At 62.3% G+C, this 15,354-nt stretch carries 13 protein-coding genes; 6 read left to right on the forward strand and 7 right to left on the reverse strand.

The genetic code is table 11. The features are described from left to right. Positions 1 to 120 precede the first annotated feature (120 nt). Entirely contained in the window at positions 121 to 735 is a 615-nt protein-coding gene (locus LB528_RS25405; RefSeq protein ID WP_224518247.1) for a hypothetical protein, read from the reverse strand. 61 nt (positions 736 to 796) lie between these two features. Between LB528_RS25405 and LB528_RS25410 the strand changes: the two genes are divergently transcribed. Genes LB528_RS25410 through LB528_RS25425 form a run of 4 tightly spaced genes read left to right on the forward strand, consistent with a single transcriptional unit; the run spans position 797 to position 4,167 of the window. Then, positions 797 to 1,954: a RelA/SpoT domain-containing protein gene (locus LB528_RS25410; RefSeq protein ID WP_224518245.1), complete on the forward strand. Its 1,158-nt coding sequence runs from the start codon at positions 797 to 799 to the stop codon at positions 1,952 to 1,954. After that, on the forward strand, positions 1,933 to 2,991 hold the full coding sequence (locus tag LB528_RS25415; protein ID WP_224518243.1) for a PIN domain-containing protein: 1,059 nt from the start codon (positions 1,933 to 1,935) through the stop codon (positions 2,989 to 2,991). Before LB528_RS25410 ends, LB528_RS25415 begins: the two co-directional genes overlap by 22 nt. A 52-nt stretch (positions 2,992 to 3,043) precedes the next feature. After that, complete coding sequence (locus LB528_RS25420; RefSeq protein ID WP_224518242.1) at positions 3,044 to 3,406, forward strand: hypothetical protein; 363 nt, start codon at positions 3,044 to 3,046, stop codon at positions 3,404 to 3,406. A 23-nt stretch (positions 3,407 to 3,429) separates the two neighbouring features. Beyond that, positions 3,430 to 4,167: a hypothetical protein gene (locus LB528_RS25425; RefSeq protein ID WP_224518240.1), complete on the forward strand. Its 738-nt coding sequence runs from the start codon at positions 3,430 to 3,432 to the stop codon at positions 4,165 to 4,167. A 302-nt stretch (positions 4,168 to 4,469) separates the two neighbouring features. Here LB528_RS25425 and scpB read toward each other — a convergent pair whose 3' ends face one another. Then, entirely contained in the window at positions 4,470 to 5,138 is a 669-nt protein-coding gene (scpB, locus tag LB528_RS25430) for an SMC-Scp complex subunit ScpB (protein WP_224518238.1), read from the reverse strand. A 2-nt stretch (positions 5,139 to 5,140) separates the two neighbouring features. Beyond that, positions 5,141 to 6,112, reverse strand: coding sequence for a DUF1403 family protein (locus LB528_RS25435; RefSeq protein ID WP_224518236.1), 972 nt, complete (start codon positions 6,110 to 6,112; stop codon positions 5,141 to 5,143). A 125-nt stretch (positions 6,113 to 6,237) separates the two neighbouring features. Between LB528_RS25435 and LB528_RS25440 the strand changes: the two genes are divergently transcribed. Together LB528_RS25440 and LB528_RS25445 are read left to right on the forward strand one after the other, a co-directional pair. Beyond that, positions 6,238 to 7,470, forward strand: a complete 1,233-nt coding sequence (locus tag LB528_RS25440) for a site-specific integrase (protein ID WP_224518234.1) — start codon at positions 6,238 to 6,240, stop codon at positions 7,468 to 7,470. 59 nt (positions 7,471 to 7,529) lie between these two features. Then, positions 7,530 to 8,696, forward strand: a complete 1,167-nt coding sequence (locus tag LB528_RS25445; RefSeq protein ID WP_224518232.1) for an ATP-binding protein — start codon at positions 7,530 to 7,532, stop codon at positions 8,694 to 8,696. Between the two features lie 113 nt (positions 8,697 to 8,809). Here LB528_RS25445 and repC read toward each other — a convergent pair whose 3' ends face one another. From repC to LB528_RS25465, 4 genes are all read right to left on the reverse strand, one after another. Further along, a complete protein-coding gene (gene repC / locus LB528_RS25450; protein ID WP_224518229.1) occupies positions 8,810 to 10,132 on the reverse strand; it encodes a plasmid replication protein RepC in 1,323 nt (440 codons plus the stop codon). A 165-nt stretch (positions 10,133 to 10,297) separates the two neighbouring features. Beyond that, positions 10,298 to 11,311 (reverse strand): plasmid partitioning protein RepB, encoded by a 1,014-nt coding sequence (gene repB, locus LB528_RS25455; protein WP_224518228.1) that lies wholly within the window; start codon positions 11,309 to 11,311, stop codon positions 10,298 to 10,300. Between the two features lie 2 nt (positions 11,312 to 11,313). After that, a complete protein-coding gene (gene repA / locus LB528_RS25460) occupies positions 11,314 to 12,519 on the reverse strand; it encodes a plasmid partitioning protein RepA (protein WP_224518296.1) in 1,206 nt (401 codons plus the stop codon). Between the two features lie 2,437 nt (positions 12,520 to 14,956). After that, entirely contained in the window at positions 14,957 to 15,301 is a 345-nt protein-coding gene (locus LB528_RS25465) for a MarR family transcriptional regulator (protein ID WP_224518227.1), read from the reverse strand. Positions 15,302 to 15,354 lie beyond the last annotated feature (53 nt).

The raw sequence follows: 15,354 nt of genomic DNA on the forward strand, positions 1-15,354 counted from the left end.
GTGACAACCTCCTTCTTGCTGTCACCAATTTGGTTACAAGACGCAAGTTCGTCAAGTTAGATAACTTCGTAAAGTAGCCGGAACCGTTACACAGGACCGATCAACGGCCCCGAGGGAGTGTCACTCCTCCAAGCGCAGTGTCGCATCGGGGAGCAGCTCGAGGACCTTGGCCAGCTCTGACTTCGGTACGTAGAACGGCATCCGTTTGGCCCCGTAATGATGCGCCAGATGGTAGCGATGCATGCCGCCGACGATGACTATTTCTCCCTCGCGCTCTGCGATGACAGGCGGAGACACGCGCAGCCCGTGAACCCAGCGATACCCGATCTCGATGCTCTTAGATTTATACCGTACGTGCCAGGGGTCTTTGTCCCTGGTCGCCTGGTAGGTCAGCTTGGGATGGATGTCCGCCATATCAGCCTCGATAAGAGCGAAGTTGCTGGCGGGACGGTCGTCGGGGTCGTTGCCGTCATAGGCTAGATAGATCCTGGCGGGATCGCAATCCCATCCCGGCACGAGAGCCTTCGGGATGTTCTTACGCCCCTTGCCCCATTTCTGCGCTTTCCGCCCTATCTCCGCCTGGGCGACTTCGAATCCCTCGTCGAGCTTTCCATCCATCACGGCCATTGCCGTCAGGTTGTTCAGCCCGCGGCCAATCAGCCGATTGAGTTCAGCGGCGTCTTCGGCGGTGAATGTCACGCTTTCCCCATCAACCTTGAACGACTTCTGCGCCACGCTGGACTGCAGGATAGAAAACCGTACAGTCGAGTGGATTCAACCATAAATGATTCGGCCCATGTCGCAGTATCCGCGGCTCGAATACAGCATGGATGACGTGCGGGCAGCCGGGAAAAGCCTGGCTGGTCCAGTGTACTTCACTCCACAAAACAATGCTGAAGCCATCGGCATATTCTCGGTAGCGAACTCTTGGCGTGACTCCCACATCTACCCCATGCGCAGCATCCGCGCTTCAGTGCGGATTGCCATGCGGCAGACCTCCATCCGCGGAGACATGGCCGCACGGCCAAAGCGGATGTCGTCCATCAGGCGTAAGCTCGCCGATACGACGATCCGGCTCGACCAGATGCAGGATCTCGGCGGGTGCCGGGCGATCCTGAACGACATCGATGGGGTAAACCGGCTCGTCGAACGCGTCCGCGAGCGCTCCCCGCATGTCATTCGCAAGGAATGGGACTACATCCAGAAACCCAAGGGCGATGGCTACCGCAGCCACCATCTCTCCATGGAATTCACGCCCGCAAGAAAGGAGGACGAGTCCTTTGCCGGTCGGCGCATAGAACTGCAGGTTAGGACGCGCCTTCAGCACTCGTGGGCGACCGCCATCGAGGCCGTCAGTCTCTACCGCAATCAGGACCTGAAGCATCATAAGGGAGACGGCGACTGGCTCCGTCTGTTCGAGCTGGCTTCCGCCGAGTTCGCCCAAGTGGAGCGAAGCCCGCTTCCGACCGGGGTTCCGGATCGGGCAGAGCGCATCAAGGAGCTGAAGGACCTCAATGCACGGCTCGGCGCCGTGAGCACGCTCGAGAACATCAAGGCGGCCACCCACTTCGCCGAGAATTTTAGCCATGACCGCGGCCGCTACTACCTCCTGCGGTACAGGCCGGATCACACAGTCAAGATCGAGACGTACACGGGGACCTTCTCCGCAACGGGCGCCCTCGAGATCGCCGAAAGGGCGATCGAGGCCGGGGAAAGCCAGGAGAAGGTCGTCCTCGTTGAGGTGGACAAGATCGACAAGCTGGTCTCCACTTACCCGAACTATTTCGGCGACGTCAGCCTGTTCATCCGCAACCTGCAGCTCGCCTGCAGTGGAAAGTCAGGCATCGAATACACCGTCGCGCCGCAGGAGGTGGTCAGGCCGAGAGAAGTGCAGCAGCCTGACTACGGCGCCCTGCGCAGGCGCTACACGCGTTGGATCGAACCGCGACGCTGATCGCTTTTTGGGGGGCGTGGACGATGCTCAGAATATTGGTCGACACGTGCGTGTGGCTTGATCTCGCCAAGGACTACAGACAGCAGTCCTTGATCCTTGCAGCGAAGGAGCTGTTCGACGGGCGACAGATAGACTTCTTCGTGCCGGACGTGGTCAAAACAGAGTTCGCTCGCAACAAGGCCCGTGTCGCCGAGGACGCGCGTCGCAGCCTGCAAGCCCATTTCCGCTTGGTCCGCGAAGCGGTCGACCGCTTCGCCGAGGACGACTACAAGAAGGAGACACTGCACTCCCTGAACGAGGTCGACCAGCGCATTGCCATGAAGGGCGAGGCCGTCAACGACTCCATCGAATGGATAGAAGGGCTGCTGACGCACGGATTGAGCAAGGCGACCACCAAAGCTATCAAGCAACGGGTCACGGAACGCGCGATCGCCGGGCTGGCGCCGTACCACTGTTCCAAGAACTCGGTCGGCGACGCGATCCTCATTGAGACCTACGCCGACTTGGCGAGGACTGCCACGGCGAAGGGGCAGCGCGTCGCGTTCGTATCCCACAATACCCGCGACTTCAGCGACCCGGACGGCGACCAGCGCGACCCCCATCCAGACATCGCCTCGCTCTTCGACGGGCCTCACTCGACTTACTGGACGTCGCTGAGCGACCTTCTTAAGTCTGAGCACGCTGACTATCTCGAGTTCGTAGACGAAGAGCTATCGTGGACGGATGAGCCGCGGCGGTTATCGGAAATCCTTGAGACCGCGCGCTTGCTGGAGCGCCAAGTCTGGTACAACCGCCACTGGAACCTGCGTGTCCAAGTGGAGCGCGGAGACACGAAGGTGGTCACGAAGTCGGAATGGGAAACCGCCGAACCCCATAGCCGTAACAGCCGGGTCATTGTTGACAGCATCTGGAAAGGCGCACTGGAAGCCGCCCGGAAAACAGAGGAAGAGGTCGCCTGGATCACCTTGGCCCGTCGACTTCGAGTGGGGAATGGTCAACGGCAAGCTGTCAGCGCTCCGATGGGTCATGGGCGATGACTGGGACATGCTAGACACCTAGCGCGTCGGCCAGAATCGGAGGGGGTAAGCAATGCAGGAATTCGAAGCCGCACTGATGAACCATTACGTCGCGTTCAACCTAGCCGTCGCCGTGGCCAGCATCATAGTGTCCGCCTACCTCGCACAGCGCATGCGGCCAGGGGTCCTGCTCGGGACGCTGGGCTTCGTCCTGGCGACAGCCCTCGCTCTCTTCGTAGCGGCGGCTGCTACATGGCTGGCGGCGGCGTTCATGACTCCGGGGCTGGCCCCAAGCTCGTCGGCGGTACCGCTCGGCGCGCTCGCATGGTCGTTCGAGACGGGTGTTGAGTTCGCCATGCTTGGCATCTCCGCGGGGATGCTCGCTTACCTCGTCCTCAGACTGAGACGGCCGGCTAGACGGGCGCATTCCTCATGAGGAACATGGTCAGGGTTAGCTGGATGGTCATCGTCCCCGCAACAACGCTCATCCTCGCGGCAGGGCTGTCGTCGATACACGCGGCCGCGCAGTCGACAGGCGGTACGCCCGGCGGCGCTTCCGTTTCCGTGCTGACGGGCTGGCCGCTTGCCATCATGACCGCCGTGGCGACGACCATCGGCACCATTGCGGTTGCCTATTTCAACCATCGGCTGACCGTTGGCAGGGACTCCCATGAGGAGCGCGCCAGGCACGCCACCTATGTGGCGACTAGGGTCGTCTGCACGCTGGATCCGTTCGTGCTGCACTGCGTGGACGTGATCCATGACCAGGGCGAGTACGTCGACGGCGAACTGACCCCGCAGGTCGACGCCCCTGGACTGGAATTCCCGGCCGACCTCGACTGGAAAACCATGGACGCGGCCTTGATGTACCGGACCCTGTCCTTGCCCAACGAGATCGCTGCCGCCGACAGCACGATCTCCGCCTTCACCGAGCACTCGGGGCCGCCGAACTGGGAAGAAGTCTGGGAGGAAAGGCGCTACCAGTACGGCCGCGTCGGCCTCTACGCCCTCGACCTCGCCGCCGACCTGCGGCGACACTATGGGCTGGCGCAGCCCGACTACAGCCGCTGGAATCCCCGCGACACACTCGATATCGCCTACACGGCGGAGGATGCCAGGCGCATGAAGGTGAGCGAGGGCATCAAGGACATGATCAAGAAAGCCGACAAGAAAAAGGTGGAGAAAAAAGAAGGCTGACGGCCGCGACGGCCATAATGCATCTCGCATCATTAACGGAGGCAAGAGGCGTCATCGGATCCCCCGCCGCTAGCGGCGGTTAGTCGGTCGCCACCTCATGGCGCTCAAATCACCACGCCCGCCCCTGCCGGTCATCTCGCGCAGGCCGACTCTGCCGATGAGATTGAGCGCTCGCTGTCTCGAGACTTTCGAGCGCCTCTGCCCTGAACTGCCCTGTCCGAAAAACGCCCATACATTCGAGCACGCAACTGCTGGCGGTTGCTACACGCCGGACAGTCATTCTCGATCTCTGGATCGGCGTTTCAATAGCTGGACGAAAACTCGGGCATGATGTCGCCGGCCAGCAGCTTCTCCTTCGACAGCAGCCCCGCGTCCTCGAGCGCCTCGAAATCAGGCAGCTGGCGCAGCGTGTCGAGCCCGAACTGCGACAGGAAATTTTTCGTCGTCACATAGGTGTAGGGCGCGCCCGGCTGCGGACTGCGCGGCCCCGAGGCGATCAGCTCCTGCGCGCGCAGCACGCCGATCAGATCGCGCGACACCTCCTTGCCGAAGAACGAAGACAGCTCGCCGCGGGTGATCGGCTGGAAATACGCGATGCACATCAACACCAGCGCCTCCGACTGCGACAGTTCCTTTGTCCCCTCCCCCGCGGCCGTGCCGAATGCGGCGTGGATGACGTCGCCAAAGGCTTTCTTGGTCCGGTGCTGCCAGCCGCCGGCGACCGCTACCAGCTCGTAGGGGCGGCCGGCGAGCTCGGCGCGGATGTCGTCGATGACCAAATCGAGATTGCAGCTTTTGCCGACGACGCGCGCGAGCACCTCGCGCGGCACAGGCTCGCCGGCGGCAAAGATCACCGCTTCGACGCGGCCCATCCACTCGCGCCAGCGCAGCTCCGGCGGCAAATGCTCGAGTTCCGTGTCCAGCAACGCGGACTGGTTGTTCGGCTTGCGGCGGACGGAGGCTTGGCTCATCGCTACAGCCCAAACAGCCGGAAGGCGGTTCGGCCGGAAAGCTCGCGAACGGCATCCAGTTGCAGCAGCCGCTCGAATAGCCGCCGTGACGCAAAGCGCGACAAGCTTTTCGTGGTCAGCGAGCCGGAAACGGCGTCTTCGCTGAGCAGCAGAAAGATCACGTCGCCGGCGCCCTTCGCGCGCAGTTTTGGCGCCACCGCCAGAAGCCTTTCGGCGCGGCGCGACAACTCGGCCGCCAACCGACAAGCCTCGGCCGCTCCCTGAACCAGCGCGACGCAGACCGCGCGCTCAAAACCCTTTTGCCCGGGTCGGATGCGCATGCCGCCGCCGGCCTCGGCGCGGAAGACCGGGCCAAAAGCCCGGGCTATCATCAGCGGCAACGGCCGCGGCCAGCGCAAGCCCCGCGCCAGCACCAGGTCGGCCAGCCACCAGGCAAACAGCTCGGCATCGGGCCGCATGGCGACGACGCGGGCGGCGATCGTCGCGGCGGCGAACGGCGCCGGGCGTTGGGAGCCCGCCAGTTCCTCGATCTGCGTGCAGAGGTCGGTGAGAGCCTCATTGCCCCAGGCGAGCCCGAGCATCTCGGCCACTTTTGCCAGCCGATCGGCGCTGACCGCCGGCGGCTGCAGCACCAGCTGGCGCCAGGCGCCCAAAATGGCGCCGGCGGGGCCGGGATCGGCGCCATCCGCGCGTAGAAGCCAGGCGTCGCGCAGTGCGGCTTCGTCCTCGGCGCGGCCGGCGAGCCGCATGCCAGCGGCGGCGCATTTGAGCGCCATCCGCTGGCGCCAGGCGCCGGCCCAGGCGGGTTGCGCGCGGGCAAGCGTGTCGAGCGAAGCCAGGGCGGCGCCGACCCGGAAGGCGGCGTCGATGTCGTTCGACGCGCCGTAGTTTGCCAGTGCCCAGGCTGGGACGGCCGGCGGCGCGGCGGGGTTGGCGGGCAATGGACTGGCAGTTAGGGGATCGAGGCGAATCATGCTTTCGAGGGTAAAGTGCCCGTGCGCTTTGCGCCATAATTTTCACGCCGAAACGCACAGCCTGTCATCCATCTAAAACGAATGATAATGTTGCCTTATCATTCGTTTTGCTCTTTATATAAGAAATGGCCGTTTTCGTCGAGCAAAAGCCCAAAAATCACGCCGAGCGAGGCTCCGGAGCGCCCCACAGCACGGGGCCGGCAGATGACATTCCGGACGCCAGGGTGTCGGCCGAGCCCGACGCGCCGATCGCCGGCGACCTGCCCGACATCGTCGACCTCGTCATGGCGATGGGCACGACGCCGGAAGAACTGTCGGCCGAAGCTCCCTCCCCGCTTACCGCCGTCGCCAATCCCCGCCTGCCGGCGCATCTCGACGCACTCGCCGGCCGCGCCCGCGACTATGTCGAGGCGGCGAGCTCGGCCAACACCCGCCGCGCCTACTCCGCCGACTGGAAGCATTTTGCGAGCTGGTGCCGCCGCCAGGGCTTTTCGACGCTGCCGCCCGATCCGCAGATGGTCGGGCTGTACATCACCGCGCTCGCCTCCGGCACCACTGCAGGCGCGGCCACGGGGGACAAAAAATCCGTGTCGACGATCGAGCGCCGGCTGTCCTCGCTGACCTGGAACTATGCGCAACGCGGCCAGCCGCTCGACAGGAAGGACCGCCACATCGCCACCGTCATGGCCGGTATCCGCAACACACACGCGTCCCCACCGCGGCAGAAGGAGGCGATCCTGCCGGAGGATCTGATCGCCATGCTGGAGACGCTGGAGCGCGGCACCCTCCGCGGACTGCGCGATAGGGCGATGCTGCTGCTCGGCTTCGCCGGCGGCCTGCGCCGCTCAGAAGTCGTCGGCCTGGATTGCGGCCGCGACCAGACCGAGGACGGCCGCGGCTGGGTCGAGTTTTTTCCCGGCAAGGGCCTGCTCGTCACCCTGCGCGGCAAGACCGGCTGGCGCGAAGTCGAGGTCGGCCGCGGCTCGACAGACGCCACATGCCCGGTCGTGGCGCTGGGGACCTGGCTGAAGCTCGCGCGCGTCGCCCACGGTCCCCTCTTCCGGCGCGTCACCGGCCAGGGTAAGACGGTCGGCGCCGATCGGCTCAATGACCAGGAGGTCGCCCGCCTGGTCAAGCGGACCGCGCTGGCCGCCGGTGTGCGCGGCGATCTGCCGGAAGGTCAGCGGGAAAACCTGTTTGCCGGACACTCGTTACGATCTGGCCTCGCCTCCTCGGCCGAGGTCGACGAGCGCTATGTGCAGAAGCATCTCGGCCATAGCAGCGCCGAGATGACCCGCAAGTACCAGCGCCGGCGCGATCGGTTCCGGGTCAATCTCACCAAGGCGAGCGGACTCTAGCGCCCCGCATTGGTGCGTTTTTCCTTGCAAATCTGGAACTGCACTCCATAATTGCAAGGATGATCGAGCGCCGCATCACGACCGAACTCACCCTATTGCTGGACAGCATGCCCGCCGTTGCGCTGCTCGGGCCGCGTCAGGTCGGCAAGACCACGCTCGCGCTCGAAATAGCCGAAAGGCGGCCTTCGATCTACCTCGACCTTGAATCCGATGCCGACCGCGCCCGGCTCGCCGAACCGGAGCTTTATCTGAGCGAGCATGAGAATAAGCTTGTCATCCTGGATGAGGTCCACCGGCTGCCGAACCTGTTCCAGAACCTGCGCGGGCTGATCGACCGCGGCCGGCGCGCCGGTCGGAAAGCCGGGCGCTTCCTGCTCCTGGGATCGGCATCGATCGACCTCCTGAAGCAGTCAGGCGAGACCCTTGCCGGCCGCATCGCCTATCTCGAAATGCGGCCGATCGACGGTCTCGAAGTCGGCGCCGCCGACCTTGGTCCGCTTTGGGTGCGCGGCGGCTTCCCCGACAGCTTCCTGGCCGCCACCGACCGGGCCAGTCAGCGGTGGCGGCAGGATTTCATCCGCACCTATCTGGAGCGTGACGTCCCCCTCCTCGGCCCGCGCATCCCGGCCGAGACGCTGCGCCGTTTCTGGACCATGCTGGCGCACCACCAGGCCGGCCTGCTCAACGCCGCCGAGTTCGCCCGCGCGCTCGGCGTCGACGGCAAGACAGTCGCGTCCTATCTCGACCTGCTCGTCGATCTCCTCCTGGTTCGCCGGCTGGAACCCTGGCACGCCAATGTGGGCAAGCGCCTGGTCAAATCCCCGCGCGTCTATGTCCGCGACAGCGGCATCACCCATGCGCTGCTTGGACTTGCGACACAGGAAGACGTGCTTGGACATCCGGTGGCCGGCGCCTCCTGGGAAGGCTTCGTGATCGAAACCCTTACCGCGACCGCCCCCGCCGGCACGCTGAGCAATTTCTACCGAACGGCCGCGGGCGCGGAGATCGACCTGCTGCTCACATTGCCGGGCCAACGCCTCTGGGCCATCGAAATCAAGCGAAGCCTTACGCCAAAGGTGGAAAAAGGCTTCCATCAGGCCTGCGAGGACCTTGCTCCGGAGCGGCGCATCGTCGTCTTTCCGGGATCGGAGCGTTTTCCGCTCCAGCATGGAATCGAAGCGATGCCCCTGCAGGATCTGGGCCGGGCGCTGCTTGACGAAGCATGATGCAAAGCTCCTGCTTCATTGCGTCGAGGCGGCTCACGGGCCCCTGCCCGGCCCTATCCATGAAGCGTTGCCGTAAACCAAGGTTCCTTGCATCGACCTTTCCGCGCAACACATCACCATTTCGGCTTTTCCAGGCTGCGGCGCAGGGCGTCCGACACCTGAAGACCTTCGCCGCTCGGCGGACGGCTCGCTTGCGGCGCGCCATGCCCCTTCCCGGCAGATTCCTCCGGCTTGCCGTTATCCAGCTTGGCCCTGAGCAGCGCCATTACCATAGGCCAGGTCGAGAATTTTCCGTCCCTGGCGCGCTCTGTCAGGCTGCGCAGATAACCGCCGGCGTTGTTGATCTGCGCGCTGCGCTGGTAGATCGCGGCGAGCGTAATCGCGGCCTGCTGCTCGCCCAGCACCTTGAGCGCATCCTTCCAGGCGCTGGGGCTGACGCCGAGCATCGGCCGGGCGGCCTCCGCCGCGGCCAGAAAATCACGCCAGTGGCGGATCTGGCCGCCCTGGGCCAGCTCGCGCAGGTTCGGGCAGGCATCCAGCACGATGCCCAAGGGCAAATCCCGTTTCGGCAGGCTGCGTACGTTCTCGGTTTCCACAAACGTTGCCGCTTCTTCATATTTTCCTGAGCTGTTTTCAAAATCAGAGGGGGAGTCTGGATTTGAATTCTGTATGTGCGCGCCGGAATGGGACTCATTGGCGTCCGGATTTTGTGTTTTCGCAAATGATTCCAGTGTGTCACGGATTTCAGCCCAAAGGTCATCGAGCTCGTCGCCGACGCTCTCGACGAGCTCGCGGGAGGCCGTGCGCGGCAGCCGGCTGACAATCACCTGGTATGCCTGCAGCACGCGGCCCCAATTGCCGGGCACCTTCTCCTCGATGCCGGCGTCGATCATCTTGACGATGTCGCGGCGCAGCAGCGTGAGGCGCTCCCTGGCAACGCGAGAGGCCTTCTTCTCGGCCTGGACCGCTTCAGCGAGATCCCTGAACTCGTCCGCGCGTGCCACGATCGGCGCCAGATCGAAGCCATAGGCCTGCTCGATCTCCCCTCCCCTGCCCTTGCGCGCGAAGCGCTTGCCGTTGGGGCTGTCGCGGCGAATGATCAGGCCGCAATCGACCAAGACCGCCAGATGGCGACGCAGCGTCGTTGCCGGCATGCCGTTGGCGCGGGCCATCAGTTGCTCGTTGGACGGCCACACAACGAGCTCTCCGTCGCCGGTGAGCGTTGTTTCGGGATGAAATGACAGCAGAGCGTTCAGAATGGCGAGCGCCCTGTCCGTAGCGCCGACTAGGTCCCGCGCTTCGCGGATGTGTTGAAACACCTGCCATTTCTGGACGCTTGCCTCCCTATTTATCGTCCTGGCCTTCGCCTGGCTTGAAATTTGGCCAAGCGACATTGGCCGCCGCCCAAAGGGCGTCGTAGCAATATAAGTCTGCATTTTCCTTCACCTGTCGTAAGGCAAAAGAAATCCGCACGCCAAAACGACGGTTACGACTCTTGACAGTGATTCGTGGAGATGCGATTCTCGCTTCGCTACAAGACGAGAGAGGCTTCCACGACGTAAGTCGCTTGGGGGCCTTTTTCTTTTGCGGTTAAGTGCTCCTTAGTCCGTTATCTTTTGGCGGAATTCATCATAGAGCGCCTGCAGGCGATCCCGCACGAAGCTTGCGAATTCCGGTTCGATGCGCTTGTCGAAAGCGAACGTCATCTTCGTTTCGCTGTCATTGATGTTGACCAGTCGCGATCCATTGGCGGCTGTCCATACCGTCCGGTCGGGCTTCCTTGCGGCGGTCCTGATAAGCTCGTGAATAGCCTGGAAGCGTTCGTCGCTGGTGCGCTCGGCAAATCCAGGCTCCTGGATAGCCTTCAGCGCCTTGGCGCGCTTGCCCTTTTCCTCGAGCAGGTCGGCGAGTTCTGCCCATTTCTGGCGCCCGAACGACTCGGCGGTGCCTATGGCTTCGATGATCTCCGCCGGCAGGCGGGCAACCAACGCAATCATCCTGGAGAGTGCGGCTTTATCGACGCCCAGCGACGCCATGATGATGTCGCGTGAAAAACCCTTAGCCTCGAGCTTGGCCGCGAAATAGCACCGCTCGATGTACGAAAGGTCGCTACGGCTGTTGTTCTCCTGGCCCTGGCTGATAACGAGTTGCTCATCCGTCAGATTCCTGACGACTGCACGGACCATCCGACCGAGTTGTCTGATGGCGCGTAGTCTTCGGTGACCGTAGGCTATCTGATAGCGGCCGTCATCGTTGGGATGTGGCCGCACCAAAATAGGTACCTGTTGTCCGTGCTCGCGGATCTGAGCCACCAGGCCCGCTTGCGCCTCATCGCTTACACCAAGGCGGTCAACTACGATCGACTGGTCTATCAGGTTGGGATCGAGTTCAACGACCGCTTGGCCTTCCGACAGTCGACGCTCGATTTCCTCAGCCCGCTGTGCGCGCGAGTTGATGCTCTCGAGCGACTGCGAGATGGCTCCGACCGGCCGACCAGGCTTGAGAGGTCTGTCCAAGCCCATCAGCGGCCTCACCAACGCCGTTCTGGCGGCGGCGTCCGGTGGGGACTGCTCATTGTTGGCTTCGGACACTTCGAAGAGGTTCTTGCGGGCCATGATTACTTCCGCCCCCATGTCTTGCGGATCAACTCCTCGATCTCACCATTGACAAGGGTCAGGCTCTCCAGGGCACGATCATAGGTACCGCGCGTGAATTGTCCGCGCTCGACTTCGTAAAGGGTCTGCTTAGTCAGCCCGGCATCGGAAATCGCTGTCGACTTGAGCATGGCGTTTTCAAGGACGCGATTGCCAAAAATCGATCGCATGAAGCCGGACATCTGGCTTTGCGGACCATCGTTCGGCTCGAACCGGGTAACCAGGTAGCGCATCCAGTCATAGTCCGTGTTGCCGCCTGCGTTCTCTACGACGCTCAGCAAATCCGAAGTCATGAGCAAGAACTGGGACATCGACATTACGTCCAGCATCTGCGGATGCACGGTGATGATGACGGCCGTGGCCGCGCACAAGGCAGACAGCGTCAGAAAGCCTAGTTGCGGCGGGCAGTCGATGACGACGACGTCATAGGCGCTTTCGATCTCGGCCAAGCATTCCCCAAGCCGGGCGAAGAACATCGTGCCTGGCTGCCGGCTGGCCAGCACCTTCGGCGTCTCATGCTCGAACTCCATCAGTTCGAGATTGCCAGGGATAAGGTGCAGGTTGGGCGTATAGGTCGAGCGCACAATCTCGAGGATGCTGCGACAATCCTCATCGTATCGGATCGCCCCATAGATGGTCTCGTTGGCCCCGACATCCAGTTCGGGTTGATGGCCGAACATCGCCGACAGGCTCGCCTGCGGATCGAGGTCGATGGCCAGCACCCGATAGCCGCGCAGGGAAAGAAACTGAGCAAGGTGGGCGGCGGTAGTGGTCTTGGCACTGCCGCCCTTGAAATTCATCACGGAGAGGATCTGAAGCTTCTCCCCTCCCCGGCGATGACGGATGTATTTCCCTGGTCCCTTTGAGTTCTGTTCGTCAAGCACCTGGCGAAGGCGGTCGATGTCTTCCACCGAATACAAGCGCCGTCCGTTCGCCTGCGGCTGCGGACCGTGTCCCTCTGATACGATCTGGCGCAGATACCCTTCATGGATCCCAATGAAGTCCGCGGCCTCGCCTGGGGTGAACAGGCGCATGCCCTTCTGCGAGGTCGGCGGAAATATCCTCGCCTGGTGCGCCTGCAACTGCCTCGACAGTTCTGTGGCGTCCGCGGCAATGAGTTCGCGGAGGCTTTCGCCTGGTGGACTGCTCTGGCTGACTTTCTCCAACATCGGCCCTCTCTCGATCTGCGCATTTTGGCCAAAGGGCGAAGGAAATGCGCTGATCAGGATGGACTGATTCTGAACTGCCGACAAACGCTTTTTGGTTACCAAAAGGTTAACGAGGCGCAGTGCTAGATGAGTCTCTTTGAGCTTGCAATTTGCTGATAATAACGCCCGCACGGGTGCGGCCATACTTCATTGCTGGCTATTTAGGGCAGGCCGTCACGCGCGAATGTTGTCGCCGGCTTGCCACAAGGAGCTTTGTGAGTGTGCGGCACGCCTTCCGCTGCTCAACTGCTTGCGACTGCTAGTCACCCCGAGCCGGCAACACGGCCAACTCCTTGGACGGGCCCGATTAACAAGCGTTGCCGGCGCTAAGCACCCTCGGCGTCGAGATCTCTCGCCGCAGACTCCACGTTACGAGACTACGAGCGGCACCCCTTGGCAATGCCGCGGCTGAAGAGACGTATCACTGGATAACCATGGCCAAGCTGTCGTCCGCCTCCTTGGCAGTCGCACGCGGGCAACTTTTCCTCGCCGCAGATCGACCTCGTAAGTTGGCAGAACCTGGGGTTTACTCTTAGTAGCCCATTTCGAGCCATCCCCGCACGGAAGAGCTTCGCGCTGTATCCTGCCGGCCGTCGCCGCTGCTCTGATTGGTTGTACGCGTGCAACTTTTCGATAGGTCGCCCCCTCATCACTTGGGCTTGAGCCGAGAAATGCCTTAGAACCGGCCCGTGTTTCGGCGGGCGGCTCAGCGGTGCTATACATGTGCAACTGTATGGGATTGGTTTGCTCGGTGCAGGACCCATCTGCCCTTTGCCAGAGGAAGCGAGATACCTTTGCAAGATCATTTGCCGATTTGGCCAGCTTCGTATGCGGATTTGTTCGCGACAACGAAAGTGGCGCTTGGCGGTCGCCCGATGGAACGCTGGTTGTACACGTGCAACTCGCGTAGCGACCTTCCGGCAGAGCAGTGCTTGCTAGTCCCGAAAACAAGAAACCCGAGCCGCCGTCAACTTCGCAGCGGGCAGTCCGAAGCTAAACGTAGGCGGGCGGATTGCCGTCGGGTGAGAGCAATTCCGCCTCAATATGTTGCCCGCGTCATCGACCATGACGATCCGAGGATTTACCCCGCAACGGCAGCCTCTAGACGTCGTTCAGCCGCATGCGCAAAGTTGCCCCGGCCACAAAGCAACAGTTCAGGCGGCCCGCCAAGAAGGCGGTCGGCGCTTCATGCCACTTTGCGATGGTTCCTCGCCATCCCGCCAGTTCCTACACCACGCCGGGTCGATGAGCGCGGCAAGTAGCGGGCAGCTGGTCTGAATCTGCATGTGCTCCTACAAGAAGGCACACAGTTGTACACGTGCAACTCGGGCAGGAGCCGTTCGAATCCTGCCACGCTAAGGCAAATGCGCCTTACGTCGAGGCGCCGGCTGTGACTGCTGGGTGAAAAAATGCGGGGAAGGAACCCTGGCTGCCCTGCCACCTGTCGCCGCATTCCGAGGAATTTGGGTACTGACGAGAGGCCCGCAGCAGGGCATAGCCTCTGGCCGAGGATAGCGTCCTCAGGAAGCGAACCACCGCGCTGTAAGGCGGTCCTAAGTTGAGCCCTGGCTGGTGTCTCGGCGCGCCCTATGCTTTGCCGCCGGAAGTGGATTGCACGGGACAACCGCAGACCCGCCGGCAATGGCTATAGGAAGCCAGCCATCCGTCCGAACTAGCACACACTCTCGACCTTAACGGAGCGTAGATCCCAGTCGCTGCGCGGCGACTTTCTCGCGAGGGAGGGGAGGGATCAGCGCGACGGCATCACGGCTTCAACCGCTAGCGGACAGACCAGGTTGGCTTCCGCCATACGCCTTCTTACGCGCTGCCGCTTCGATATCGGCCAGCTCGAACACTTTGCCGCCCTGTGGGCCCAGCAGCTGGCTCTCCGGAACAGGCGTATCCCCAAGACTTTGGCGCTGCGGGCTTTTAGAGGCCGGTTGCCGAGACGATTCGGCCTCTTCTTTCCAATGAGCAAGAACATCGAACAGACCGGCTATTCGTCTATAACCAGCGCCTCATGCTTGGACTGCCGGTGCCATACGAGCTGTCTGAGGTCGGTCATATCAACCACCTGACCACAGACCGGACACACATAGCTGGTCACATAGTCGCGCGCCCTGAGCTTGTCAGTTCGCTTCCCGGATATCGATGGCCCGAGATCGGACAATTTCGTCATTGAAATGAAACATTCAACTTAGCTAAAATGTTCCCTGAACCAATCGTGAACGCCCCCCTGCTGATTTCCGTTAGCCTTGCCTCAACGATAGCGCGTTCGAGTTGAGCTGGTGGACGGTCAAGTCGATCATAGGCCGGCAAGCACCGCCGGCGGGCGTCACTTGCACCCACGGGGCAGCGAGCACGCGGCGGCAGATGATTGGCCCTGCCACACCGGCGCTCAAGAGCGCTTAAGGCGCTCAAGGATTTCCGGGGCGAACTCGTACTGCCATGCCGTTCCTCGCCCCACCGAATTTTTCACGATCGTTTCCTGGAGGACGCCACGCGCAACCAGCGGATCAACCGATTCCTTCACTGTGTTGCGCGTCATACCGGTTACCTCTTTGATGTTCGCAAGGGTTAGCTTCTCGCCCCTTTGGTGCATCATATAGAGCACCGTCATCATGCCGAGCTGCTTCAGCCGCGATTGCGGCGTTTCTCCCTCGACCGGATTGTCAAAAACCTCCTGCAGGGCGAGGGCCGAAAACCGCTGGTCCTGCCATTCCGCGTTACGTGCGCTTGTCATCGATTAAACTATCAGATATTCGATAGTATAACGAATCGGAATCGCAGATCGGT

It is taken from the genome of Mesorhizobium sp. CA4, from assembly GCF_020165075.1.
Taxonomy (GTDB): Bacteria; Pseudomonadota; Alphaproteobacteria; order Rhizobiales; family Rhizobiaceae; genus Mesorhizobium.

Bases quoted from the DNA above. Each gene is read 5' to 3' on its own strand.
- LB528_RS25410 (WP_224518245.1), top strand. From the start codon at position 797: ATGTCGCAGTATCCGCGGCTCGAATACAGCATGGATGACGTGCGGGCA.
- LB528_RS25420 (WP_224518242.1), top strand. From the start codon at position 3,044: ATGCAGGAATTCGAAGCCGCACTGATGAACCATTACGTCGCGTTCAAC.
- LB528_RS25425 (WP_224518240.1), top strand. From the start codon at position 3,430: ATGGTCATCGTCCCCGCAACAACGCTCATCCTCGCGGCAGGGCTGTCG.
- scpB (WP_224518238.1), bottom strand. From the start codon at position 5,138: ATGAGCCAAGCCTCCGTCCGCCGCAAGCCGAACAACCAGTCCGCGTTG.
- LB528_RS25435 (WP_224518236.1), bottom strand. From the start codon at position 6,112: ATGATTCGCCTCGATCCCCTAACTGCCAGTCCATTGCCCGCCAACCCC.
- LB528_RS25440 (WP_224518234.1), top strand. From the start codon at position 6,238: ATGGCCGTTTTCGTCGAGCAAAAGCCCAAAAATCACGCCGAGCGAGGC.
- LB528_RS25445 (WP_224518232.1), top strand. From the start codon at position 7,530: ATGATCGAGCGCCGCATCACGACCGAACTCACCCTATTGCTGGACAGC.
- repC (WP_224518229.1), bottom strand. From the start codon at position 10,132: ATGCAGACTTATATTGCTACGACGCCCTTTGGGCGGCGGCCAATGTCG.
- repB (WP_224518228.1), bottom strand. From the start codon at position 11,311: ATGGCCCGCAAGAACCTCTTCGAAGTGTCCGAAGCCAACAATGAGCAG.
- repA (WP_224518296.1), bottom strand. From the start codon at position 12,519: ATGTTGGAGAAAGTCAGCCAGAGCAGTCCACCAGGCGAAAGCCTCCGC.
- LB528_RS25465 (WP_224518227.1), bottom strand. From the start codon at position 15,301: ATGACAAGCGCACGTAACGCGGAATGGCAGGACCAGCGGTTTTCGGCC.